Source organism: Vreelandella profundi (assembly GCF_019722725.1).
Lineage (GTDB): Bacteria > Pseudomonadota > Gammaproteobacteria > Pseudomonadales > Halomonadaceae > Vreelandella > Vreelandella profundi.
In genome coordinates this window covers 1305643-1324434 of record NZ_CP077941.1, presented here as the reverse complement: position 1 = coordinate 1324434, position 18792 = coordinate 1305643, and the positions used below count along the sequence as shown (strand labels likewise).

The window sequence follows — 18792 nt, the reverse complement described above, 5'->3', positions numbered from 1 at the left end:
CCCTGAACGGAGCTTCTGGGTCATGTATGAGAAAACATTAACGCAACTCGCCGCCGCCTTAAAAAAAGGCGAGTTTTCAAGCCGCGAACTGACCTCGCATTATCTACAGCGTATTGAAAAGGCTGATAGCAAGCTCAATAGCTTTATCAGCGTGACCGCAGAGCAGGCGCTGGCACAGGCTGACGCAGCCGACAGTACGCGCGCCGCTGGTAAAGCAGGAACGCTCACGGGCATTCCCCTCGCTCTCAAAGATATTTTTTGTACTCGCGATGTAAAAACCAGCTGCGGCTCTAAAATGCTGGATAATTTTATTGCGCCCTACAATGCCACCGTGGTTGAAAAGCTCAACGCCGCGGGCACGGTCAGCGTGGGTAAAACCAATATGGATGAGTTCGCCATGGGCTCTTCCAATGAAAATAGCTTTTACGGCCCGGTAAAAAACCCCTGGGATCTGACGGCAGTACCCGGCGGCAGCTCCGGCGGCAGCGCGGCAGCTGTGGCGGCAGGTTTAGTACCCGCAGCGATGGGCACCGACACCGGCGGTTCCATCCGCCAGCCGGCCGCGTTTTGTGGGATTACCGGTTTGAAGCCTACCTACGGCCGAGTGTCGCGTTACGGCATCATCGCCTACGCCTCAAGCCTTGATCAGGCAGGCCCCATGGCGCGCAGCGCTGAAGACTGCGCACACTTGCTAGGGGTCATTGCAGGCCACGATGGCCGCGATTCAACCAGCGTTGCGCGTGGCGTGCCAGACTATGTAGAGGGGCTTAACGCCCCACTTTCAGGGCTCAAAATCGGCCTACCTAAAGAATATTTTGGCGACGGATTAGACCCCGCGGTCGAAAAAGCCGTGCGCGAAGCGGTCAGCGTCTACGAGTCGCTGGGCGCCACGGTGCGTGACGTTAGCCTACCGCATACGCACTATGCGATTCCCGCTTACTACGTCATTGCGCCCGCCGAAGCGTCTTCAAACCTGTCACGCTACGACGGTGTGCGTTTTGGCCACCGCTGCGAAAACCCCAGCGACTTAACTGATTTATATACCCGCTCACGCGCTGAAGGTTTCGGTGAAGAGGTAAAGCGGCGCATTCTGATCGGCACTCATACGCTCTCAGAAGGCTTCTTTGACGCCTACTACACCAAGGCACAAAAAGTGCGCCGCCTGATCCGCCAGGACTTCTTAGACGCATTTGAAGACGTGGATGTACTGATGGGCCCGGCATCGCCTACGCCCGCCTTCGACCTGGGTGCTAAAAAAGATCCTGTATCGATGTACCTGCAGGATATTTACACCATCGCGGTTAACCTAGCGGGCATTCCCGGCATTAGCGTACCCGCCGGCTTTGTCGGCAAGCGTCCCGTGGGTCTGCAGATTCTAGGCACCCATTTTGCTGAGGCGCAGCTGCTTAACGTCGCCCACCAGTTCCAGCAAGCGACTGACTGGCACCTACAACGTCCTGCTTTTGCCGAGGAGAACGCCTAATGCAATGGGAAACCGTGATTGGGCTTGAAGTCCACGTTCAGCTCGCTACGCGCTCAAAAATCTTTTCCGGCGCCTCAACGGCGTTTGGCGCTGAGCCAAACACCCAGGCGTGCGCGGTCGATTTAGGTCTGCCGGGCGTGCTGCCAGTGCTCAACGAACAGGCCGTTGCGATGGCCGTTCAGTTTGGCCTAGCGGTGCATGCCGAGATTGCTGAAGTATCCATATTTGATCGTAAAAACTACTTCTACCCTGACCTGCCTAAGGGCTATCAGACTAGCCAGATGTACCATCCGATTGTGGGCCCTGGCGATGTTGAGGTCACCTTGGAAGATGGCAGCACCAAGCGTATTCGCATTCACCATGCGCACCTTGAAGAGGATGCAGGCAAGTCGCTGCACGAAGACTTCCAGGGCATGACGGGCATTGATCTCAACCGCGCGGGCACCCCGCTGTTAGAGATCGTTTCTGAGCCCGACATGAGCAATGCCAAAGAGGCCGCCGCGTACCTCAAGGCGATTCACTCCATTGTTACTTACCTGGGCATTTCCGATGGCAATATGGCGGAAGGCTCTATGCGCTGCGACGTGAACGTCTCGGTGCGTCCGAAAGGCCAGACCACTTTAGGCACTCGGGCTGAAGTCAAAAACGTCAACTCATTCCGCTTTGTCGAGCGCGCGATCGCCTTTGAGGTTGAACGCCAAATTGAGCTCATCGAAGACGGTGGTAAGGTCGTTCAAGAAACACGCCTGTTTGATCCAGACCGTGATGAGACGCGCAGCATGCGCACCAAAGAAGAGGCCAACGACTACCGCTATTTCCCCTGCCCGGACCTACTGCCGATCGTGCTCGACCAGGCCTACCTGGACCATCTGCGTGGCCAGTTGCCCGAGCTGCCTGCTGACAAGCGCGAGCGCTTTCAAAGTGAGCTAGGCCTGTCGGCGTATGATGCCAACGTCATCTCCGCTAGCCGGGATATGGCCGAGTTCTTTGAAGCAGTGCATAGCGTGTGCGGCGATGCCAAGCAATCGGCAAACTGGGTGCAGGGCGAGTTTTCCGGTGCGCTTAATCGCGAAAACCTAAGCATTGCCAACAGCCCCATATCCGCACACCAGCTCGGCGAACTGATTAGTCGTGTGCTCGATGATACGATTAGCGGCAAAGCGGCTAAAGACGTTTTCCAGGCGCTTTGGAACGGCCAGGGCGAAACAGCCGATGAAGTCATTGAGACTAAAGGTCTCAAGCAAGTCACTGACACCGTCGCCATTGAAGCCATGATTGACAAAGTGATCGCAGACAGCCCCGCCCAGGTGGCCCAATACCGCGACTCGGAACCCGACAAGCGCGGCAAAATGATTGGCTACTTTGTTGGTCAGGCGATGAAAGCGTCACGGGGCACCGCTAATCCACAGCAGGTGAACGGCATATTGAAGCAGAAACTGGATGCGCTGCTTTAATCTCGCCTGAATATTCTAAGACGTTAGCGGCTGCCTCGGCAGCCGCTTTTTTATGGCACGTTAGCCACTCGCCAGCTGGCTAGGCTGGGTAAAACTCATTAACTGCGCGCAGCCTGCGGCCCAAATTTCGGCTTTCAGCTCGACAATGGCCGCGGTAGGAAAACCAACGCCCTGGGCGTAGCTGCCCTCCACCAGCCAACTCGTCAAATTTCCCACCAGGGGCATATGGCTGACCAGCATGATCGGCGCACCGTCTTCCTGCTCAAGCAGCCAGTCGCTGATGGCCGCAGGGGCATCATCGGGGGTAATAAAATCCAGCGTCTCATGCCCAATACCCAGCGCATCACTCAGCGCCTGTGCCGTCTGCTGTGCGCGCACATAGGGGCTAGCGTAAAGGCTAGGCATGAGCAGCTCGCCCTTGGCAACGCGCTGCGCCAGCCAGCGCGCCATTGTGTCGGCTTCCTGCATGCCGCGTGGGGTCAACCGGCGCGCATTATCGGGAAATCCCGGCGCGGCCTCGCCGTGACGCATAATCAGCAGACGTTGCATGCTAATGCCCTTTCTTTAGCGGTGACGGGGTTTGAAGGGAAGAATGCTGAGTAGGCTGATCTCGATGGGCCTGCTGAACAGACTCGCGAGGCAAGATAAACTCTACGTCGCTGCTTTGCTCTGCCATCATTAATGTGCGCGCCATATCCTGTGCCGGTACGCCGTCAAACAGCACGCGAGAAAGCCCCTCAGCCAGCGGCATATAAATACCCATTTCACGCGCTTTAGCACACACCAATTTGACGGTATTGACGCCTTCTGCGACTTGACCCAGCGAACTAACGGCCTCTTCCAGCGTGCGCCCTTCACCCATGGCATGCCCGACCCGATAGTTGCGCGACAAGTTAGACGAGCAGGTAACAATCAGGTCTCCGACGCCCGCCAAGCCCAAAAACGTCATCGGATTAGCGCCTTCAGCGACGGCAAAGCGGCTCATCTCTGCCAAGGCACGCGTCATCAGCATGCTGCGAGTGTTTTCACCCATGCCCAGCGCCGCCGCCATTCCTGCGGCTATCGCATAAATATTTTTCAGTGCTCCGCCTAGCTCAACGCCGTGACGGTCATCACTGGCGTAAACGCGAAAGTAGCGGCAGCCTAACGCCTGCTGAACGCGCGTGCGCGTCAACGGGTCAGCGCTTGCAATCACGGTAGCGGTCAGCTGCTTATCGGCAATTTCAGAGGCCAAATTGGGGCCTGCAATCACACCAATGTGCTCAAAGCCGGTTTCTTGCTCAAGCACTTGGCTCATTAATAAAAAGCTATCCGGCTCAATCCCTTTCGTGGTGCTGACCAGAATCTGCTCAGGCGTTAGCCATGCTTTGGCCGCTTGCACTACGCTGCGAAAGGCCTTTGAGGGAATAGCGATCAGCACCAGCGAGGCATCGGCCAACACGGCCTTAAGATCGGTTGAGGCCTGCACGGCTGGGTTGATGGCGTAATGGGGTAAATAGCGCCCGTTACGATGCTCCTGATTAATCTGCGCCACCAGCGCTTCATCACGCATCCACTGGCGAACACGGGCGTTATTATCAGCGGCAATGCTTGCCAGCGCTGTACCGAAACTGCCGCCTCCCAATACCGCAACGTTAATGGGCACCACGTCGTTGGTTTGCTGCTCAGCCATGATAATGTCCTAATAAGTCTCGCGGAACGTATAGCTACTGTATCAAAGTCGGTTTATTAAAGCAGACGGCCCGCTTGGATAACCAAACGGGCCGACGGCATAGCAACGATACGTTACCGACATTGCCTAAGAACGTGCTAAAAAAAGCGCTTAAATTAGGCGGTCAGCACGCTATTAAGACGCTTCACGTAAGCGGCGGGGTCATCCAAGTGCCCGCCTTCGGCAATAATGGCCTGATCCAGCAGAATGTAGGAAAGCTGGGTGAACAGGTCGCCCTCGGCGCTTTCAAGGCGCGCCACTAACGCATGCTCCGGGTTAAGCTCAAGAATCGGCTTCACTTCGGGCAGCGGCTGTCCCGCTGCTTCCATAATACGGCGCATTTGATAGCCCATTTCATGCTCGGGCAACACGACGCAGGCCGGTGAATCGGTCAGGCGATGGGTCACTTTAACGTCCTGAACACCATCACCTAGTGCCTCTTTCACACGCTTGACCAGATCTTCTTTAGCTTTGGCCGTTTCTTCCTGGGCTTTCTTTTCCTCTTCGTCCTCAACATCGCCAAGATCAAGCTCGCCTTTGGCCACATCGGCAAAGGTTTTGCCATCAAATTCGGTTAAATGACTCATCAACCAATCGTCGATGCGATCAGAAAGCAGCAGTACTTCGATGCCTTTTTTACGGAAGATCTCCAAATGCGGGCTATTTTTTGCCGCATTGAGGCTATCGGCAACCACATAATAAATCTTCTGCTGGCCCTCTTTCATGCGCTCAACGTAATCGGCTAAAGCATGCTCTTGGGCAGACGTATCGGTGTGCGTTGAGGCAAAGCGCAGCAGGCTGGCAATTTTTTCACGGTTAGCGGCATCTTCTCCCGGCCCTTCTTTCAGCACGCTGCCGAAGGTATTCCAGAAGGTTTGATACTGCTCTTTGTCGTTGGCAAGTTTTTTAAGCATGTCCAAGCCGCGCTTGGTGAGCGCTGCTTTGATCTTGTCGACCTTAGGATCTTGCTGGAGCAGCTCGCGAGATACGTTTAGCGACAGCTCGCGGGTATCCAGCACGCCTTTGATAAAACGCAGGTATAGCGGCAGGAACTGTTCAGCATCATCCATAATAAAGACGCGCTGTACATAGAGCTTAACGCCGCGAGAACCATCACGGTCGAACATATCGAACGGCGCACGGCCGGGCACATACAGCAGGCTAGTGTATTCAAGCTTGCCTTCAACTTTATTGTGACTCCAGGCCAGCGGGTCAGAAAAATCGTGAGCCACGTGCTTGTAGAACGCTTTGTACTCGTCCTCGGAAACATCACTCTTCGGACGCGCCCATAGCGCCGTCGCCTCGTTAACCGTTTCCCACGTCGTGACTTCACTGCCTTCAATGCTGTTGCCTTCGTCGTCTTTAGCCGTTTCGGTTTTCGGCATACGGACAGGCACTTCGATATGATCGGAGTACTTACGCACTAAGCCTTGCAGGCGATAGTCGTCGGCAAACTCTTTTGCATCTTCTTTTAAGTGCAGGGTAATTTCGGTACCGTGCTGCGCGCGCTCGATATCGGCAACGGTAAACTCGCCCTCGCCTTTTGAACGCCACTCAACGCCTTGAGCCGCCTCCGTGCCCGCTTTACGCGTACGCACCGCAATTTCATCAGCCACAATAAAGCCTGAGTAGAACCCCACACCGAACTGGCCGATCAGCTTGGCATCTTTTTGCTGCTCGCCGGAAAGCTGCTTAAGAAATTCAGCCGTGCCCGAGCGCGCAATAGTGCCCAGGTTGGCGATGACATCTTCGCGATTCATACCCACGCCGTTATCGCGCAGAGTAATGGTGTTGGCATCGCGGTCATGCTCAATTTCGATGCGCAGCTCGCTGTCGCCTTCATACAGCGCATCGTTATCCAATGCGGCATAGCGAAGCTTGTCGCAGGCATCCGCTGAATTCGAGATAAGCTCGCGCAAGAATATTTCGCGATTAGAATACAGCGAGTGAATCATCAGATTCAGGAGCTGCTTAACTTCCGTTTGAAAGCCAAGAGTTTCTTCATGGGTAGCAGTAGTCATGCGCTTAGCCCCTTATTTATGGATCACGTTTTAGGATCAGGTTGAGTCATTCGCCTCTGCGCCAAGCGCCCAGAGGCATAATCTAGTTTCGTGAGCCTTATATGGTGTTAAGCAACGTTTTTTCAAGCAGGTAGGTGATAACTAGCGGGCAAGTATTAAGACGGCGTCATATCGGGGTCGGTGTATTTCCAGGCACGATAGCCTTCTAAGCGTTGATCAATACGGTTTAACAGCCACCCCACAATTAGCACATCATCAATAACGCCAATCAGCATCAGAAAATCGGGAATGAGGTCGAACGGCATGACTAAATACGCCAGCGCCAATGCCATCATAGCGAATGCCGACCAAGGAACAGGCCGGAAATCGCCTCGCAACACGTCCCGGGTCATGGGTAAAAACAATTTTAACGCACGCAGAATGCGTTTTGTGGCCCAAACGCGTGATTTGAGTCGACGCAAGAACCACCAAGTGGATAATGGAGCCATCGTAATTGAATCCTCCTAGTCTCTAAGCTGTCGGATCATCATTGTAAACATTGGTTCATTTTAGCGGTTGCTCAGCAATCCCTCAGACCTAAATAGACGTCAATCAATAGAGAGAGAGCACCATGTTGGTTTCGCCATTTCGCCATACCGCTCGTGTACTGTGTACGGCACTGCTGGCTGGAATTCCCACGCTGTCCTGGGCCGCTTCGGATAGCGATCTTCGTGATGCCCTCAGCGCAGCCAGGGAGCAGCAGTGGCAGCGCGTTGACGAGCGCTTGATTGAAGACCACCCGCTGCGCGGCTACGTTGATTATCACCGCATAAGAGGACAGCTGCCGAATGTGTCCCCTGAAAGAGTCCAGCAATTTATGGATCACTATGCGGATTCACCGCTGGCCGGGTGGATTCGCGGTCAAGCCATTGCCAAGTATGGCCATGCGGGACGTTATAGCGATCTGCTTAGCGTGGCTGATGGCGAACCGGCCGGCATCGCACGCCAATGCTATTACTACACCGCACTACTGAATGCCCAGCCGCAGCAGGCTAATCAGGCGGGTCTTGATCTGTGGCTGACCGGCGGTTCTCAGCCAAATGCTTGTGATACGTTGTTTGAGCGACTGCGTGCCAACGGCACAATTGACGCCACGGCAATTTGGGAGCGCAAGATGCTGGCGTGGCAGGCGGGAGAAAACAGCCTCTCAAGCTACCTGGGCGGGCTTCTAAGCGGACAGTGGCAAACCGCGCTAGACAACGTTGATGACGTTTCAGCACGCAGCCGGGCAATTACCCAGGCCCCGCTATGCTTGGGCCCTGAGTGCGCAGCAACCGCAAGCTTTTATCGAGCAGCGATGCAACGCTTCACCCGCGAAGACACCCCCGCTGCCTTTGCCGCGTGGCAAGAAATAGCACCGCGCCTAAGCCTGCTTCCCAGTGACCAGCAGGCCATTGAGGAAGAACTGGCTTTTTATGCGTTGGTACGAGAGGTGCCGGGCACGCTTAGCTGGGTCGACAGCGTGCTTCCGTCACTGGATAGCGAGCGCGTACTAGAGCTGCGCGTGCGCCGTGCGCTGGCAGAACGACGCTGGAACGATGTCGTCCACTGGATTGCTGAAATGCCGGCCAGCCAGCAGGAAAACAGCCGCTGGCAGTATTGGCTGGGACGTGCAAACGGCCAGCTTGGCAACCAGGTAGCCGCCGAATCACGCTATCAGCAGGCCGCCACTGATCGCAGTTTTTATGGTTTTGCCGCTGCCGAAAAACTTGGTCAACCATATCAGTTGAATCTTGAGCGCAATCATTTTGACGAAGCATCGCGACAGCGCATCGCTCAGCTACCGACCGTCCAGCGTACTGAAGCGCTACTGCGCATTGGTGAAGATGGGTTAGCTAACAGCGAGTGGCTGCACGCCGTTCAGAGTGGCACCCCCGAACAAGCCAGGGCATTGGCAGACTACGCCGCCAGCCAGCAGTGGCACGCACGTTTAGTTCAAACCACCATTGCCGGGGAGCTCTGGGACGCCCTCGACTGGCGCTTCCCCCAGGCCTATCACGACAGCTTTTTACATTGGGGCCGGCTAACCGGCGTAGACCCTTACCTGTTGATGGCCATTACTCGCCGTGAAAGCGCCTATAATCCCAACGCTCTCTCACCGGCAGGCGCACGCGGATTAATGCAGCTGATGCCGGGCACTGCAAGCCAGGTCAGCCGCGAACTGGGGATTAGCGATCCAGGGCCTTATGGCGTACTAGATCCTGAGCTAAACATCCGGTTAGGCAGTACCTACCTACGCGATAAGCTGCAGCGCTACCAAGGCAATCGCCTTGCAGCGACGGCGGCTTACAATGCAGGCCCCGGCCGCGTTGACCAGTGGCTCGGCAATAGCGTAGAAGAGTTTGATCTGTTCGTGGAAAGCATTCCTTTCCGTGAAACTCGCGACTACGTACAAGCGGTTCTCAGCTATCGAGTAATTTTCGAGAGCCTCGCCAACGGCGGAGATAGTGAAGGCGTTTCGCTGCTTAGCGACGCTGAGCAGCAGGTACGCTATGACCGCGCGCTACTTGCCCGCCGCTGAATCTAGGCGAAACGGCGAAGCCGCTTAGCGCGGCATCACCACTCATATAACCATGCATTGCGCAGCGCCCCCTTTATAGGGGGCGCTGCGTTAGCGCAAGCCGGATACCAAAGGCGATCAACACCGTGCCGGTCACGGCGTTTAAGGTTTGCGCAACACGCGCACTGGCCAGCCACTTACTCGCACTGCCTACCATCAGCACAACGCCAATTTGCCAAACGTTAGCAATCATAAAATGCACGCCCGCAAGCCACAGCGACTTCAATAACACAGGGTCGCTAGGTGCAATAAACTGCGGTAAAAAGGCCATGTAGAACACCACCGTTTTGGGGTTCAGCACATTAGACAAGAATCCTTCTTTCACGGGCTGCCAGCGAGATACGACAGCGCCACCTTGTAACACTCCTTTGATGGGCAGGGGCTGCCCACGGCGCGCCGCCAAAAGGCTCGTCACGCCCAGCCAAATCAGGTAGCCCGCCCCCACTAGTTTCAGCATATTGAACGCCCACGCTGACTGCAGCAGTATCAATGAAATTCCCAGCGCGGAAATAGTCGCATGAGCAAATAGCCCGCAGCAGATAGCAACGCTGGTGGTGACTCCATCACGAATACCTCCACGTGCGGTATTGCGAATCACCAGCAGCGTATCCACCCCAGGGCTAATGGTTAATAGCGTGATCGCCACTAGAAAAGACAGAAACTGCGGATCAATAAAGCCAAACTGCATCATGATTGTTTGCTCGCCACGAAATGAAAAAATCTTAGGAATCTGGCTGGACGACAGCCGGATTTACATCTAGAGTAATTGTAGCGGGTGGACAATTGAGTTGCCCGTTTGATTACTAAGCAAGTTAAGGAAATTAGAAAATGGCAACTGGCACAGTTAAGTGGTTCAACGATACTAAAGGCTTCGGCTTCATCTCTCCTGATGACGGCGGAGACGATCTGTTCGCCCACTTCTCCGAAATTCAAGCTGAAGGCTTCAAGACCCTGCAAGATGGTCAAAAAGTCAGCTTTGAAGTGACTCAGGGTAAAAAAGGCCTTCAGGCTTCAAACATCCAACCAGCTTAATTGCGAACGGATGGACAAAGGCCCGCTGATGCGGGCCTTTTTTATTGCTAGTCATTAATTCTGGCGTTCCGATGGCAACGCTGGCCCGCTCTGAGCCTCTTCACTTTCCATCTCTTTAAACTGCTCCTCAAGACGCTGCTCGGCTTCTTCAAAGCGGCGCTCAGTATCTTCAATTAAAGCGTCTACATCGGTAGATTCAAGACCGTCGTCTAACGGCGTGCGCTCTGAAATACTGCTGTCGGTTTCCCAGCTAGGCGGAATATCTTCACTTTCCATCGGCTCAAACGCGGGAGCCTGCTGCTCAACCTCCTGAAACTGCTCCTCAAGACGCTTTTCGGCCTCCTCAAAGCGGCGCTCGGTTTCTGCAATTATGTCATCAACATCGGAACGCGTTGCCTCGCCGGGCATTGCGCTATCTTCGTTGAGCGCATCATCAGGGTCAGCAGCCAGCGTCTCTTCACTCGCCTCTAACGCTTCACTCGGTGCGGCACCCTCGGTATTGCTTTCCTGCGTTTCGTCTTCACGGAGGGCATCGGCGCGCTCAAGCTGCTCCTCGGCCTGACGTGCTTCGATGTCATCCTCTACTTCTTCAGGCGTCTCCATCTTTGCCGCATTTTCAGCCGCAGCGGGCCCTTCATCCTCGCGTACCGTTTCTTCATCCGCCACTTCAGCATTATCAGCGGGTGCCACGGCAGGATCTTCTTGAGAGTCTCCACAGGCGCTTAGCATTAATGCCACGGCGGCAAGTGCAGGTATCCACACGCGATTTGCCATTTGATACGTCTCCTTCATAACAATAAAATTCTGTGTCCACCCATTAATGCTGATGGGCGGAAGATAGCAACGGGCAATCCTCGGGTATCAGCACGCGCAGCGCAAGCGGCACCACTTCAGCACAGAAATGATCGTACCAGCGCGCCTCGCCGTCTAGAGTGAGCGGCCAGGGAGGATCATCTGCCTGGGTGGTTACCGTCAGTTGACTAGTGGTGAAGTAACGAACAAATTTTCCGTCATAAGGGAAATCTTGCAGCTCACCAATCAGCTTGGTCAGTTCGGTAACGGAATTAAAGTCCTTCACCAGCAGCACATCCAAGCGCCCGTCATCAAGCTTGGCGCGCGGCGCTAACACTTGCCCACCGCCTGACTGGCGGCCATTGCCCAGCGCCAGTAGCAGCAGCGAAGCGCTCTCCTCCTTGCCATCCCAGTGAAGATTGCCGCGATAGCTGCGATGGCGCCAAGCCTTTAATGCGCCCATCAGCGAATAGGCGCCACCGCCCAGCAAACGCTTGAGCGTTTTGGGCGTTGAGGAGGTAATTTCAGCGCCAAAACCGCCGGTGGTCATGTTGACATAATAGCTGGTCGTCGACTCGCCATCCCTGCCTGCCGTCACGCGTACAACGTCAATGGGGTGCGAGGTTAGCGTCATCGCTGCCGCTAACGCCGGGCCTGGCTCTAAAGGCAAGCCTACGGAGGTAGCAAAATCATTAGCGCTGCCCAGTGGCACAATACCCAGTGCCGGGCGATGATCGTGGGGCAGCCGCATCAAGCCATTCATGGCCTCGCTAACGGTGCCATCCCCGCCACAGGCAATCACATGTGTGATCCCCATCCCCGCTGACTGCTCAGCGATATCAGCAGCATCGCCACCTTCCCAAGTAGCGCGAACGGTGATTAGCATCCCTGCTTGGCGCTGCTCATCAACGGCGTCGCGCAATGCCGGGTTACCGGCAGATTTACCATTAATAATGAGTAAATAATGCTGCTGAGAGTCTGTCACCGTTATTGTTCCTTTCCTTGGTTAACCACCGTTGCTTACCGTCATGCCAACGCCTTCTCGACCACTTCATATACATTTGAAGATAGCGGCTCTTTTTGAATACGCTCAAGTTGAGACCGCATTAATCCCTGACGGGTTTCATCGAAGCGCTGCCAGCGTGTTAACGGCGTAATCAGACGTGCTGCAATTTCAGGGTTAAGGCGGTTGAGCTCAATCACCACATCGGTCAGCAATTGATAGCCCTGGCCATCCAAGCGGTGGAAATTAACCCGGTTCTGAGCAAATGCGCCAATCAGTGCGCGAACCTTATTGGGATTTTTAAGCGAAAACGCAGGGTGCTGCATTAAATACTTAACGCGCTCTAAAACATCGGCCTGAGGGCGCGATACCTGAATAGTGAACCACTGGTCCATCACTAAAGGGTCGTGCGCCCACTTTTCTCCAAATGCTTTTAGCGCCGGCGACGCCAAGTCATCACGATCACTGTGCACCATTAACGTAAGCGCTTGACGCACATCGGTCATGTTATGGTCGGCGCTGAACTGCGCTTCGCACAGTGCCAAGCCCTGTTCATCTTCAATCGACATCAAGTAGCTGAGTGCAACGTTCTTCAGGCTGCGCTGGGCAATTTGCTCTGGCGTCGGCGCGTATTGCTGCTCAGTCACATTGGCTTCGTAAACAGCGATAAACTCTTTACGCAGAGCCACCGCCAGCGACTGGCGCACAAACTCACGGGCAGCATGAATAGCATCGACATCAACGATGGGCTGCTGCTCGGCAATATACGCTTCAGAAGGCAGCGTTAGCATCTCTGCCAGTACCGCCTTATCACTCATTGAACCGGTCAAAAGCGTCTTAAAGGCGTCTATCACGCGGCTATCCATGACCTTTTCCACGCCGTTGCGATGTGCAGCGATAAGGTCATCTAATGCCAATAATGCGAGGCGCTGACCTGCATCCCAACGATTGAAGCCATCGCTATCATGGGTTAACAAAAACGCCAGATCTTCTCGCGAGTAGGGATAGTGCAGCTTCACAGGTGCAGAAAACTCTCGCAGCAGTGACGGCACGGGCGCTTCAGCCACATCGGTAAAGATGAACGTCTGCTCATCGTCACGCAGATGAATAACCGCATCTTTGCCTAATTTTTCACCATTTAGTGTCAGCGTGAGGTCTTGCCCAGACTTAGTGCCGACGAGCCCCATACGCACAGGAATATGCAGCGCCAGCTTGTCCGGCTGCCCTGGTGTTGCCGGCGTGCGCTGGCGAAGCGTTAGACGATATTCACCGTGAACGTAGTCGTACTCGCCGTGAGCATCAATATCCGGCGTTCCCGCCTGAGAGTACCAGCGCATGAACTGACTAAAATCCTGGCCGGAAACCTCCGCCATACAGCCAACAAAGTCTCCAATCGTTACCGCTTGCCCGTCGAAACGCTCAAAGTAAAGGTCAGAGCCCTGACGAAAACGCTCTTCACCAACCAAATTACGCAGCATGCGTACAACTTCGGCACCCTTCTCGTAAATCGTCAGGGTGTAGAAATTGGTAATTTCAATAAAGCGGTCGGGGCGGATCGGGTGCGCAGTGGGGCCAGCATCTTCGGCAAACTGCGCAGTACGGAAAAAAGACACGTCTTGAATACGCTTAACCGGCGCAGAGTTCGTATCCGCCGAGAAGCACTGATCACGAAAGACCGTAAAACCTTCTTTCAGTGAGAGCTGAAACCAGTCCCGGCACGTCACCCGATTGCCGGACCAGTTATGAAAGTACTCGTGTGCCACAATGCCTTCTACATTCTGAAACGCTGCATCGGTGGCGGTATGAGGATGCGTTAATACGGCGGCGGAGTTAAAAATATTGAGGCCTTTATTTTCCATTGCCCCCATATTGAAATCATTGACGGCAACGATCATAAACAGATCAAGATCATACTCACGGCCGTAGGCCTGCTCATCCCATGCCATCGCTCGCTTTAACGACGACATCGCATGCTCAGTTTTATCGAGATTGTCTTTTTCGACCCAAATCTGCAGCGTGACCTCACGCCCACTCATGGTGGTGAAGTAGTCTTCGACGCACTGAAGGTCTCCTGCCACCAGCGCAAACAGGTAACTGGGCTTGGGATGTGGATCTTCCCACGTAGCAAAATGGCGGCCGCCTTCTAAGTCACCGCGCTCAATCGGGTTACCGTTGGCGAGCAGCACCGGCTCACGCTGACGGTCTCCAATAACGGTTACCTTAAACGTCGCCATGACATCGGGACGATCAGGATAAAACGTAATGCGCCTAAAACCTTCAGCCTCGCACTGGGTACAGTACATACCGTTAGATTGATAAAGACCTTCTAACGCCGTGTTAGCCTGCGGAGCAATTTCAACGTCGCTTTCCAACACAAACAGTTCAGGCACCTGGGCAATACGCAGGCACTTGTCATCAAGCTTGTACGACGATGCCTCCAGCGCCGTTTCATCAATGGCGAGGGAAATCAGTTTTAAGTGCTCGCCGTTTAATAGTAGCGGCGCGTCGGCGTCAGCGTCCGCATGACGTTCAATCGATAGGCGCGCTTTCACACGGGTCGCGGCGGGGTCAAGATCAAACGTCAGCTCGGCATGGGTAACCCGGTAGGCGGGTGGCTGGTAGTCGCTTAAAAAAACCGGCTGCGGATCAGACATAGTGCATGACTCCTGTTTAAAACGATCATTCACATGATTAAATGAGGGCGATGGCGATGGACTACGTTAAATCCCTCGTACTAGTCGCGAAAGTTATCAAACTGCAGCGGCAAGTCGGGCCCTTCTTCAGCGCGTAGTAACGCCATGACCCCTTGTAAATCATCGCGTTTTTTACCCGTGACGCGCACTTTCTCACCTTGAATTTGCGCCTGTACTTTTAACTTGCTGGCTTTGATGCGCTTGACCACATCTTTTGCCTCTGCCGCATCAAGCCCCTGCTTTAGCGCCACTTCTTGGCGCGCCTTAACGCCGGAAAGCACGGGATCTTGAATATCCATGCAGCGAGCATCAATGCCGCGAGCAATTAGCCGGCCGCGCAGTACGTCCAGCATTTGCTTGAGCTGGAAATCAACGTCCGCTTCTAGCTGCACTTTATCGGCTTCAAGTGTGAAGATGGCATTGACGCCTTTAAAGTCAAAGCGAGACTGCACTTCGCGGTTTGCCTGATCAACGGCGTTAGCACCTTCGTGCTGATCGAACTCTGAGACAATATCAAATGAGGGCATGATTCAATTCCTGACAAGACATGGCCCACCATTCTAGAGCAGGCAGCCCCCTACCGGCCAATTCTCTTCGTCTTGTTGTGTGTTTTAAGCACCTATTAACTAAACAATGCCTAACATAAGTTCATAATTAGTTGTACAGAAGCTACTCAAAAGCTGACTCAAAAGAATGTTCAATGCAAAGTAGATGGCTTACGCTAATGCGCTATCTTGACCACTTTCCAGAGTAAGCGCTTTTTAGGAGGCACCATGAGCGATCGCGACACCCGCCACAAAGCATCGATGGAGAAGCTCAAAGCGCGCGTAGATGAGAAAGTCGCCAGCGCCAATGAGCAGCGCGGCCTTATTATTGTCAACACCGGCAATGGGAAAGGCAAAACCACGGCAGCCTGGGGAACGGTGACCCGCGCCTTGGGCTATGGTTATAACGTGGCAGTTGTGCAGTTTATCAAAGGATTATGGGAGTGTGGCGAGCGCAATCGCTTAGAAGAAGACAGCCATTTAAAAGTAGCGATTATGGCCACAGGCTTTACCTGGGATACGCAAAACCGACAGGCGGATACCGACGCCTGCCACGCGGTATGGAAAGAGGCCGAGCGCATGCTGGCCGACCCAGAGACCTACCTAGTGGTGCTGGATGAAATTACCTACATGCTCAAGTTTGGCTATTTAGAGATTGAAACGGTGAAACAGGCGCTGGAGAATCGCCCGCCGGAACAGACGGTCATCATTACCGGTCGTAATGCTCATCGCGAGCTAGTCGCCATGGCCGATACGGTGACCGAAATGCAGGAAGTCCGCCATGCTTTCAACAACGGACTTCAAGCGCGTAGAGGTATCGACTACTAGCCTTCCGTAAAAATCGGTTTTAAAGACGCGATTTTCAGCACGCTATTTTAACTATAAAAAAAGGGGCAATTAAATTGCCCCTTTTCGCGTCCACTGGCTGACGTTCAGCCTGCGCTACCCATCATTAGCTTGTGAAGGGGTTACGCAATACGATTGTTTCCATACGGTCCGGGCCGGTGGAAATAATATCGATACTGGTGCCTACCTGCTGCTCAAGATAGCTGATGTAAGCACGGGCATTGGCGGGCAAATCTTCTACTCGCTTAGCACCGAGGGTCGACTCTTTCCAGCCTGGCAGATCTTCATAAAGCGGTTCGATAGCTTCAAAGCCTTCTGAATCCACCGGGTTATCCATCACATAGCCATCTTTGCTGCGGTAACCAACGCATACACGGATATTTTCCAGCCCGTCTAGTACATCAAGCTTGGTCAAGCAGATACCGGAGACAGAGTTAATTTGCACCGCGTGGCGTAGCGCCACAGCGTCAAACCAACCACAGCGACGTGCACGCCCAGTGGTAGCGCCAAACTCATGACCGCGCTCGGCAAGGTGGCGCCCGTCTACGTCGAAAAGCTCCGTCGGGAATGGGCCAGAGCCCACGCGCGTGGTGTATGCCTTAGTGATACCCAGCACGTAATCCAAATACAGCGGGCCAACGCCAGAACCGGTTGCAACACCACCAGCAGTCGTATTGGAGCTAGTAACGTAAGGGTAAGTACCGTGATCGATATCCAGCAGTGAACCCTGAGCACCTTCAAACAGAATGTTCTCACCGGCCTTACGCAGGTCGTGCACCATGCTGACCGTATCGCATACCATCGGGCGAAGCTCTTCAGCCATCTGCATGGCCGAGTCGAGTACTTCTTGAAAATCGACTGCCGGTTCGCCGTGGTAATTAACTAGCACAAAGTTGTGGTAGTCGAGCACTTCTCCCAGCTTAGAAGCGAAACGCTCGCGGTGCAGCATATCGCCTAAACGCAGGCTACGGCGCGCCACCTTGTCTTCATAGGCGGGGCCAATGCCGCGGCCGGTGGTGCCAATCTTAGCGATACCACGGGCTTTTTCACGCGCCTGATCCAAACGTACGTGGTACGGCAAAATTAGCGGGCAGGCAGGCGAAAGGCGCAGTCGCTCACGCACGGGTACGCCCTTGGCTTCCAGCTCACGGATCTCTTTGATCAACGCTTCTGGTGAAAGCACCACGCCATTGCCGATCACACACTTTGTGCCTGGACGTAGAACACCTGAAGGAATCAGGTGCAGGACGGTTTTTTCACCGTCGATGACCAGCGTATGGCCAGCATTGTGACCACCCTGAAAACGTACCACGGCAGATGCGGACTCGGTTAGCAGATCAACGATCTTACCTTTGCCCTCGTCACCCCACTGGGTGCCTAGCACTACGACATTCTTACCCATTATGATGCACTCGTCTCTTGTGTCAGGGTCGTTGGCTGCCAACGACCATCGATAAGCTCAAGACAGCGGTCACAGTCGTGCTCCGCCGGCCCAGTACGCTGCCCAGGCAGCGCTTGAATCACGCGTTCGCCCTGCTCACGCAGCGCGACAATGGCAGCGTTGAGCGACTCATCCTGATGAGCAGGCGCCCAAATGCTACCGCGGCTCGACGATACTAACGCCAGCGAAGCTAGCTGTTTCAGATCCATTGAGAAGCCAGTCGCCGGACGCGCACGACCAAAGGCCCGACCAGTATCGTCATAGCGCCCGCCTTTCGCGAGCGCATGCCCATAGCCGGGCACGTAGGCGGCAAACATCATACCGGTATGGTATTCATAACCGCGCAGCTCAGCCAAATCAAAGTACAGCGACACGTCAAAGCGTGCGAGCACACCTTGATAAAGAGCATCCAACTGATCCAATGCCGCCGTTACCGTCGCGGGTGCGCCGGCAAAGCGATCCCGCGCCTGGCTCAATACATCTGCCCCGCCGTGCAGCTCTCCAAGTGCCAGCAGCATCTCGGCCAATGCAGGCTCTGAGACACTCGACTGCACAACCTCTGCCAGTTGACTAGGCGATTTTAGCGCCAGGGCTTCAAAGAGCGCTCTTTCTTGCTCATTATTCAGCGCCGCCGCCTCAACAAGGCTGCGATAGATACCGATATGCCCCAGCGCCAGATGAATTTCTTCTGCACCAGCAGTCTTTAAACTGGCCAAGGCTAGATAAATAATTTCACTATCGGCATCAAGCCCCGCATGACCGAAAAGCTCTGCGCCTACCTGCACGGGGCTACGCCCGCCCTGGTGCTGATCGGCCTTAGCGCGCAGCACATTAGTGCAATAGCATAGCCGCACCGGGCCCTGGCGTCTTAATGAGTGGGCATCCATACGCGCGACTTGCGGCGTAACATCCGCCGAAACCCCCATCATACGGCCCGTTAGCTGATCGGTCAGCTTAAAGGTCTGCAGATCAAGGTCCGTACCGGTACCGGTGAGCAAAGAGTCTAAAAACTCTACCGGTGGCGGCATTACTTGGTCATAGCCCCAGCAATGGTAAAGATCAAGCAGCGCACGGCGCAGTTCTTCCATACGGCTTGCCTGAGGCGGAAGCACCTCATCCATGCCGTCGGGCAGTAGCCAGCGGTCAGCGATGGTCATGTAAACAATCCTACA

The 18792-nt window shown here is 54.5% G+C and carries 16 protein-coding genes; 5 read left to right on the top strand and 11 right to left on the bottom strand.

Annotation, left to right across the window (positions count from 1 at the left end; translation table 11 throughout):
* Positions 1-22: 22 nt before the first annotated feature.
* Both gatA and gatB read left to right on the top strand, forming a co-directional pair.
* A complete protein-coding gene (gene gatA, locus KUO20_RS06070) occupies positions 23-1483 on the top strand; it encodes an Asp-tRNA(Asn)/Glu-tRNA(Gln) amidotransferase subunit GatA (protein ID WP_235041988.1) in 1461 nt (486 codons plus the stop codon).
* Positions 1483-2937 carry an Asp-tRNA(Asn)/Glu-tRNA(Gln) amidotransferase subunit GatB gene (gene gatB, locus KUO20_RS06065; RefSeq protein ID WP_235041987.1) on the top strand — a complete coding sequence of 485 codons (1455 nt, stop codon included), beginning with the start codon at positions 1483-1485 and terminating at the stop codon, positions 2935-2937. Before gatA ends, gatB begins: the two co-directional genes overlap by 1 nt.
* Before the next feature lie 60 nt (positions 2938-2997).
* Here gatB and sixA read toward each other — a convergent pair whose 3' ends face one another.
* From sixA to KUO20_RS06045, 4 genes are all read right to left on the bottom strand, one after another.
* The gene (gene sixA, locus KUO20_RS06060) at positions 2998-3486 is read right to left on the bottom strand and encodes a phosphohistidine phosphatase SixA (protein WP_235041986.1); all 489 of its coding nucleotides are present in this window, start codon (positions 3484-3486) and stop codon (positions 2998-3000) included.
* 1 nt (position 3487) lies between these two features.
* Entirely contained in the window at positions 3488-4609 is a 1122-nt protein-coding gene (locus tag KUO20_RS06055) for an NAD(P)H-dependent glycerol-3-phosphate dehydrogenase (protein ID WP_235041985.1), read from the bottom strand.
* A gap of 155 nt (positions 4610-4764) precedes the next feature.
* Positions 4765-6669: a molecular chaperone HtpG gene (gene htpG / locus KUO20_RS06050; RefSeq protein ID WP_235041984.1), complete on the bottom strand. Its 1905-nt coding sequence runs from the start codon at positions 6667-6669 to the stop codon at positions 4765-4767.
* Between the two features lie 155 nt (positions 6670-6824).
* Positions 6825-7157, bottom strand: a complete 333-nt coding sequence (locus KUO20_RS06045; protein WP_235041983.1) for a YkvA family protein — start codon at positions 7155-7157, stop codon at positions 6825-6827.
* A gap of 122 nt (positions 7158-7279) precedes the next feature.
* Between KUO20_RS06045 and KUO20_RS06040 the strand changes: the two genes are divergently transcribed.
* Positions 7280-9229 carry a transglycosylase SLT domain-containing protein gene (locus KUO20_RS06040; protein ID WP_235041982.1) on the top strand — a complete coding sequence of 650 codons (1950 nt, stop codon included), beginning with the start codon at positions 7280-7282 and terminating at the stop codon, positions 9227-9229.
* A gap of 73 nt (positions 9230-9302) precedes the next feature.
* Here the strand turns inward: KUO20_RS06040 and KUO20_RS06035 are convergent, their stop codons facing one another.
* Complete coding sequence (locus tag KUO20_RS06035; RefSeq protein WP_235041981.1) at positions 9303-9959, bottom strand: LysE family translocator; 657 nt, start codon at positions 9957-9959, stop codon at positions 9303-9305.
* Between the two features lie 137 nt (positions 9960-10096).
* Here KUO20_RS06035 and KUO20_RS06030 point away from each other — a divergent pair, with 137 nt between their 5' ends.
* On the top strand, positions 10097-10300 hold the full coding sequence (locus tag KUO20_RS06030; protein ID WP_096280842.1) for a cold-shock protein: 204 nt from the start codon (positions 10097-10099) through the stop codon (positions 10298-10300).
* 54 nt (positions 10301-10354) lie between these two features.
* Here the strand turns inward: KUO20_RS06030 and KUO20_RS06025 are convergent, their stop codons facing one another.
* The 4 genes from KUO20_RS06025 to KUO20_RS06010 form a co-directional block, all read right to left on the bottom strand.
* Positions 10355-11074 carry a hypothetical protein gene (locus KUO20_RS06025; protein ID WP_235041980.1) on the bottom strand — a complete coding sequence of 240 codons (720 nt, stop codon included), beginning with the start codon at positions 11072-11074 and terminating at the stop codon, positions 10355-10357.
* A gap of 43 nt (positions 11075-11117) precedes the next feature.
* Positions 11118-12077 (bottom strand): lipid kinase YegS, encoded by a 960-nt coding sequence (yegS, locus tag KUO20_RS06020; RefSeq protein ID WP_235041979.1) that lies wholly within the window; start codon positions 12075-12077, stop codon positions 11118-11120.
* Between the two features lie 41 nt (positions 12078-12118).
* Complete coding sequence (gene pepN / locus KUO20_RS06015; RefSeq protein ID WP_235041978.1) at positions 12119-14749, bottom strand: aminopeptidase N; 2631 nt, start codon at positions 14747-14749, stop codon at positions 12119-12121.
* 80 nt (positions 14750-14829) lie between these two features.
* On the bottom strand, positions 14830-15315 hold the full coding sequence (locus KUO20_RS06010; protein ID WP_235041977.1) for a YajQ family cyclic di-GMP-binding protein: 486 nt from the start codon (positions 15313-15315) through the stop codon (positions 14830-14832).
* A 246-nt stretch (positions 15316-15561) separates the two neighbouring features.
* On the opposite strand from KUO20_RS06010, the gene cobO reads away from it, so the two are divergent.
* The gene (cobO, locus tag KUO20_RS06005) at positions 15562-16161 is read left to right on the top strand and encodes a cob(I)yrinic acid a,c-diamide adenosyltransferase (protein WP_235041976.1); all 600 of its coding nucleotides are present in this window, start codon (positions 15562-15564) and stop codon (positions 16159-16161) included.
* Positions 16162-16285: 124 nt separating this feature from the next.
* On the opposite strand, the gene KUO20_RS06000 is transcribed toward cobO, so the two are convergent.
* Together KUO20_RS06000 and KUO20_RS05995 are read right to left on the bottom strand one after the other, a co-directional pair.
* Entirely contained in the window at positions 16286-17581 is a 1296-nt protein-coding gene (locus KUO20_RS06000) for an adenylosuccinate synthase (RefSeq protein WP_235041975.1), read from the bottom strand.
* Positions 17581-18777 (bottom strand): ATP phosphoribosyltransferase regulatory subunit, encoded by a 1197-nt coding sequence (locus tag KUO20_RS05995; protein ID WP_235041974.1) that lies wholly within the window; start codon positions 18775-18777, stop codon positions 17581-17583. Before KUO20_RS05995 ends, KUO20_RS06000 begins: the two co-directional genes overlap by 1 nt.
* Positions 18778-18792: the final 15 nt, after the last annotated feature.

Excerpts from the sequence above, each read along its gene's own strand:
- gatA (WP_235041988.1), top strand. The coding sequence starts at position 23 with ATGTATGAGAAAACATTAACGCAACTCGCCGCCGCCTTAAAAAAAGGC.
- gatB (WP_235041987.1), top strand. The coding sequence starts at position 1,483 with ATGCAATGGGAAACCGTGATTGGGCTTGAAGTCCACGTTCAGCTCGCT.
- sixA (WP_235041986.1), bottom strand. The coding sequence starts at position 3,486 with ATGCAACGTCTGCTGATTATGCGTCACGGCGAGGCCGCGCCGGGATTT.
- KUO20_RS06055 (WP_235041985.1), bottom strand. The coding sequence starts at position 4,609 with ATGGCTGAGCAGCAAACCAACGACGTGGTGCCCATTAACGTTGCGGTA.
- htpG (WP_235041984.1), bottom strand. The coding sequence starts at position 6,669 with ATGACTACTGCTACCCATGAAGAAACTCTTGGCTTTCAAACGGAAGTT.
- KUO20_RS06045 (WP_235041983.1), bottom strand. The coding sequence starts at position 7,157 with ATGGCTCCATTATCCACTTGGTGGTTCTTGCGTCGACTCAAATCACGC.
- KUO20_RS06040 (WP_235041982.1), top strand. The coding sequence starts at position 7,280 with ATGTTGGTTTCGCCATTTCGCCATACCGCTCGTGTACTGTGTACGGCA.
- KUO20_RS06035 (WP_235041981.1), bottom strand. The coding sequence starts at position 9,959 with ATGATGCAGTTTGGCTTTATTGATCCGCAGTTTCTGTCTTTTCTAGTG.
- KUO20_RS06030 (WP_096280842.1), top strand. The coding sequence starts at position 10,097 with ATGGCAACTGGCACAGTTAAGTGGTTCAACGATACTAAAGGCTTCGGC.
- KUO20_RS06025 (WP_235041980.1), bottom strand. The coding sequence starts at position 11,074 with ATGGCAAATCGCGTGTGGATACCTGCACTTGCCGCCGTGGCATTAATG.
- pepN (WP_235041978.1), bottom strand. The coding sequence starts at position 14,749 with ATGTCTGATCCGCAGCCGGTTTTTTTAAGCGACTACCAGCCACCCGCC.
- KUO20_RS06010 (WP_235041977.1), bottom strand. The coding sequence starts at position 15,315 with ATGCCCTCATTTGATATTGTCTCAGAGTTCGATCAGCACGAAGGTGCT.
- cobO (WP_235041976.1), top strand. The coding sequence starts at position 15,562 with ATGAGCGATCGCGACACCCGCCACAAAGCATCGATGGAGAAGCTCAAA.
- KUO20_RS06000 (WP_235041975.1), bottom strand. The coding sequence starts at position 17,581 with ATGGGTAAGAATGTCGTAGTGCTAGGCACCCAGTGGGGTGACGAGGGC.
- KUO20_RS05995 (WP_235041974.1), bottom strand. The coding sequence starts at position 18,777 with ATGACCATCGCTGACCGCTGGCTACTGCCCGACGGCATGGATGAGGTG.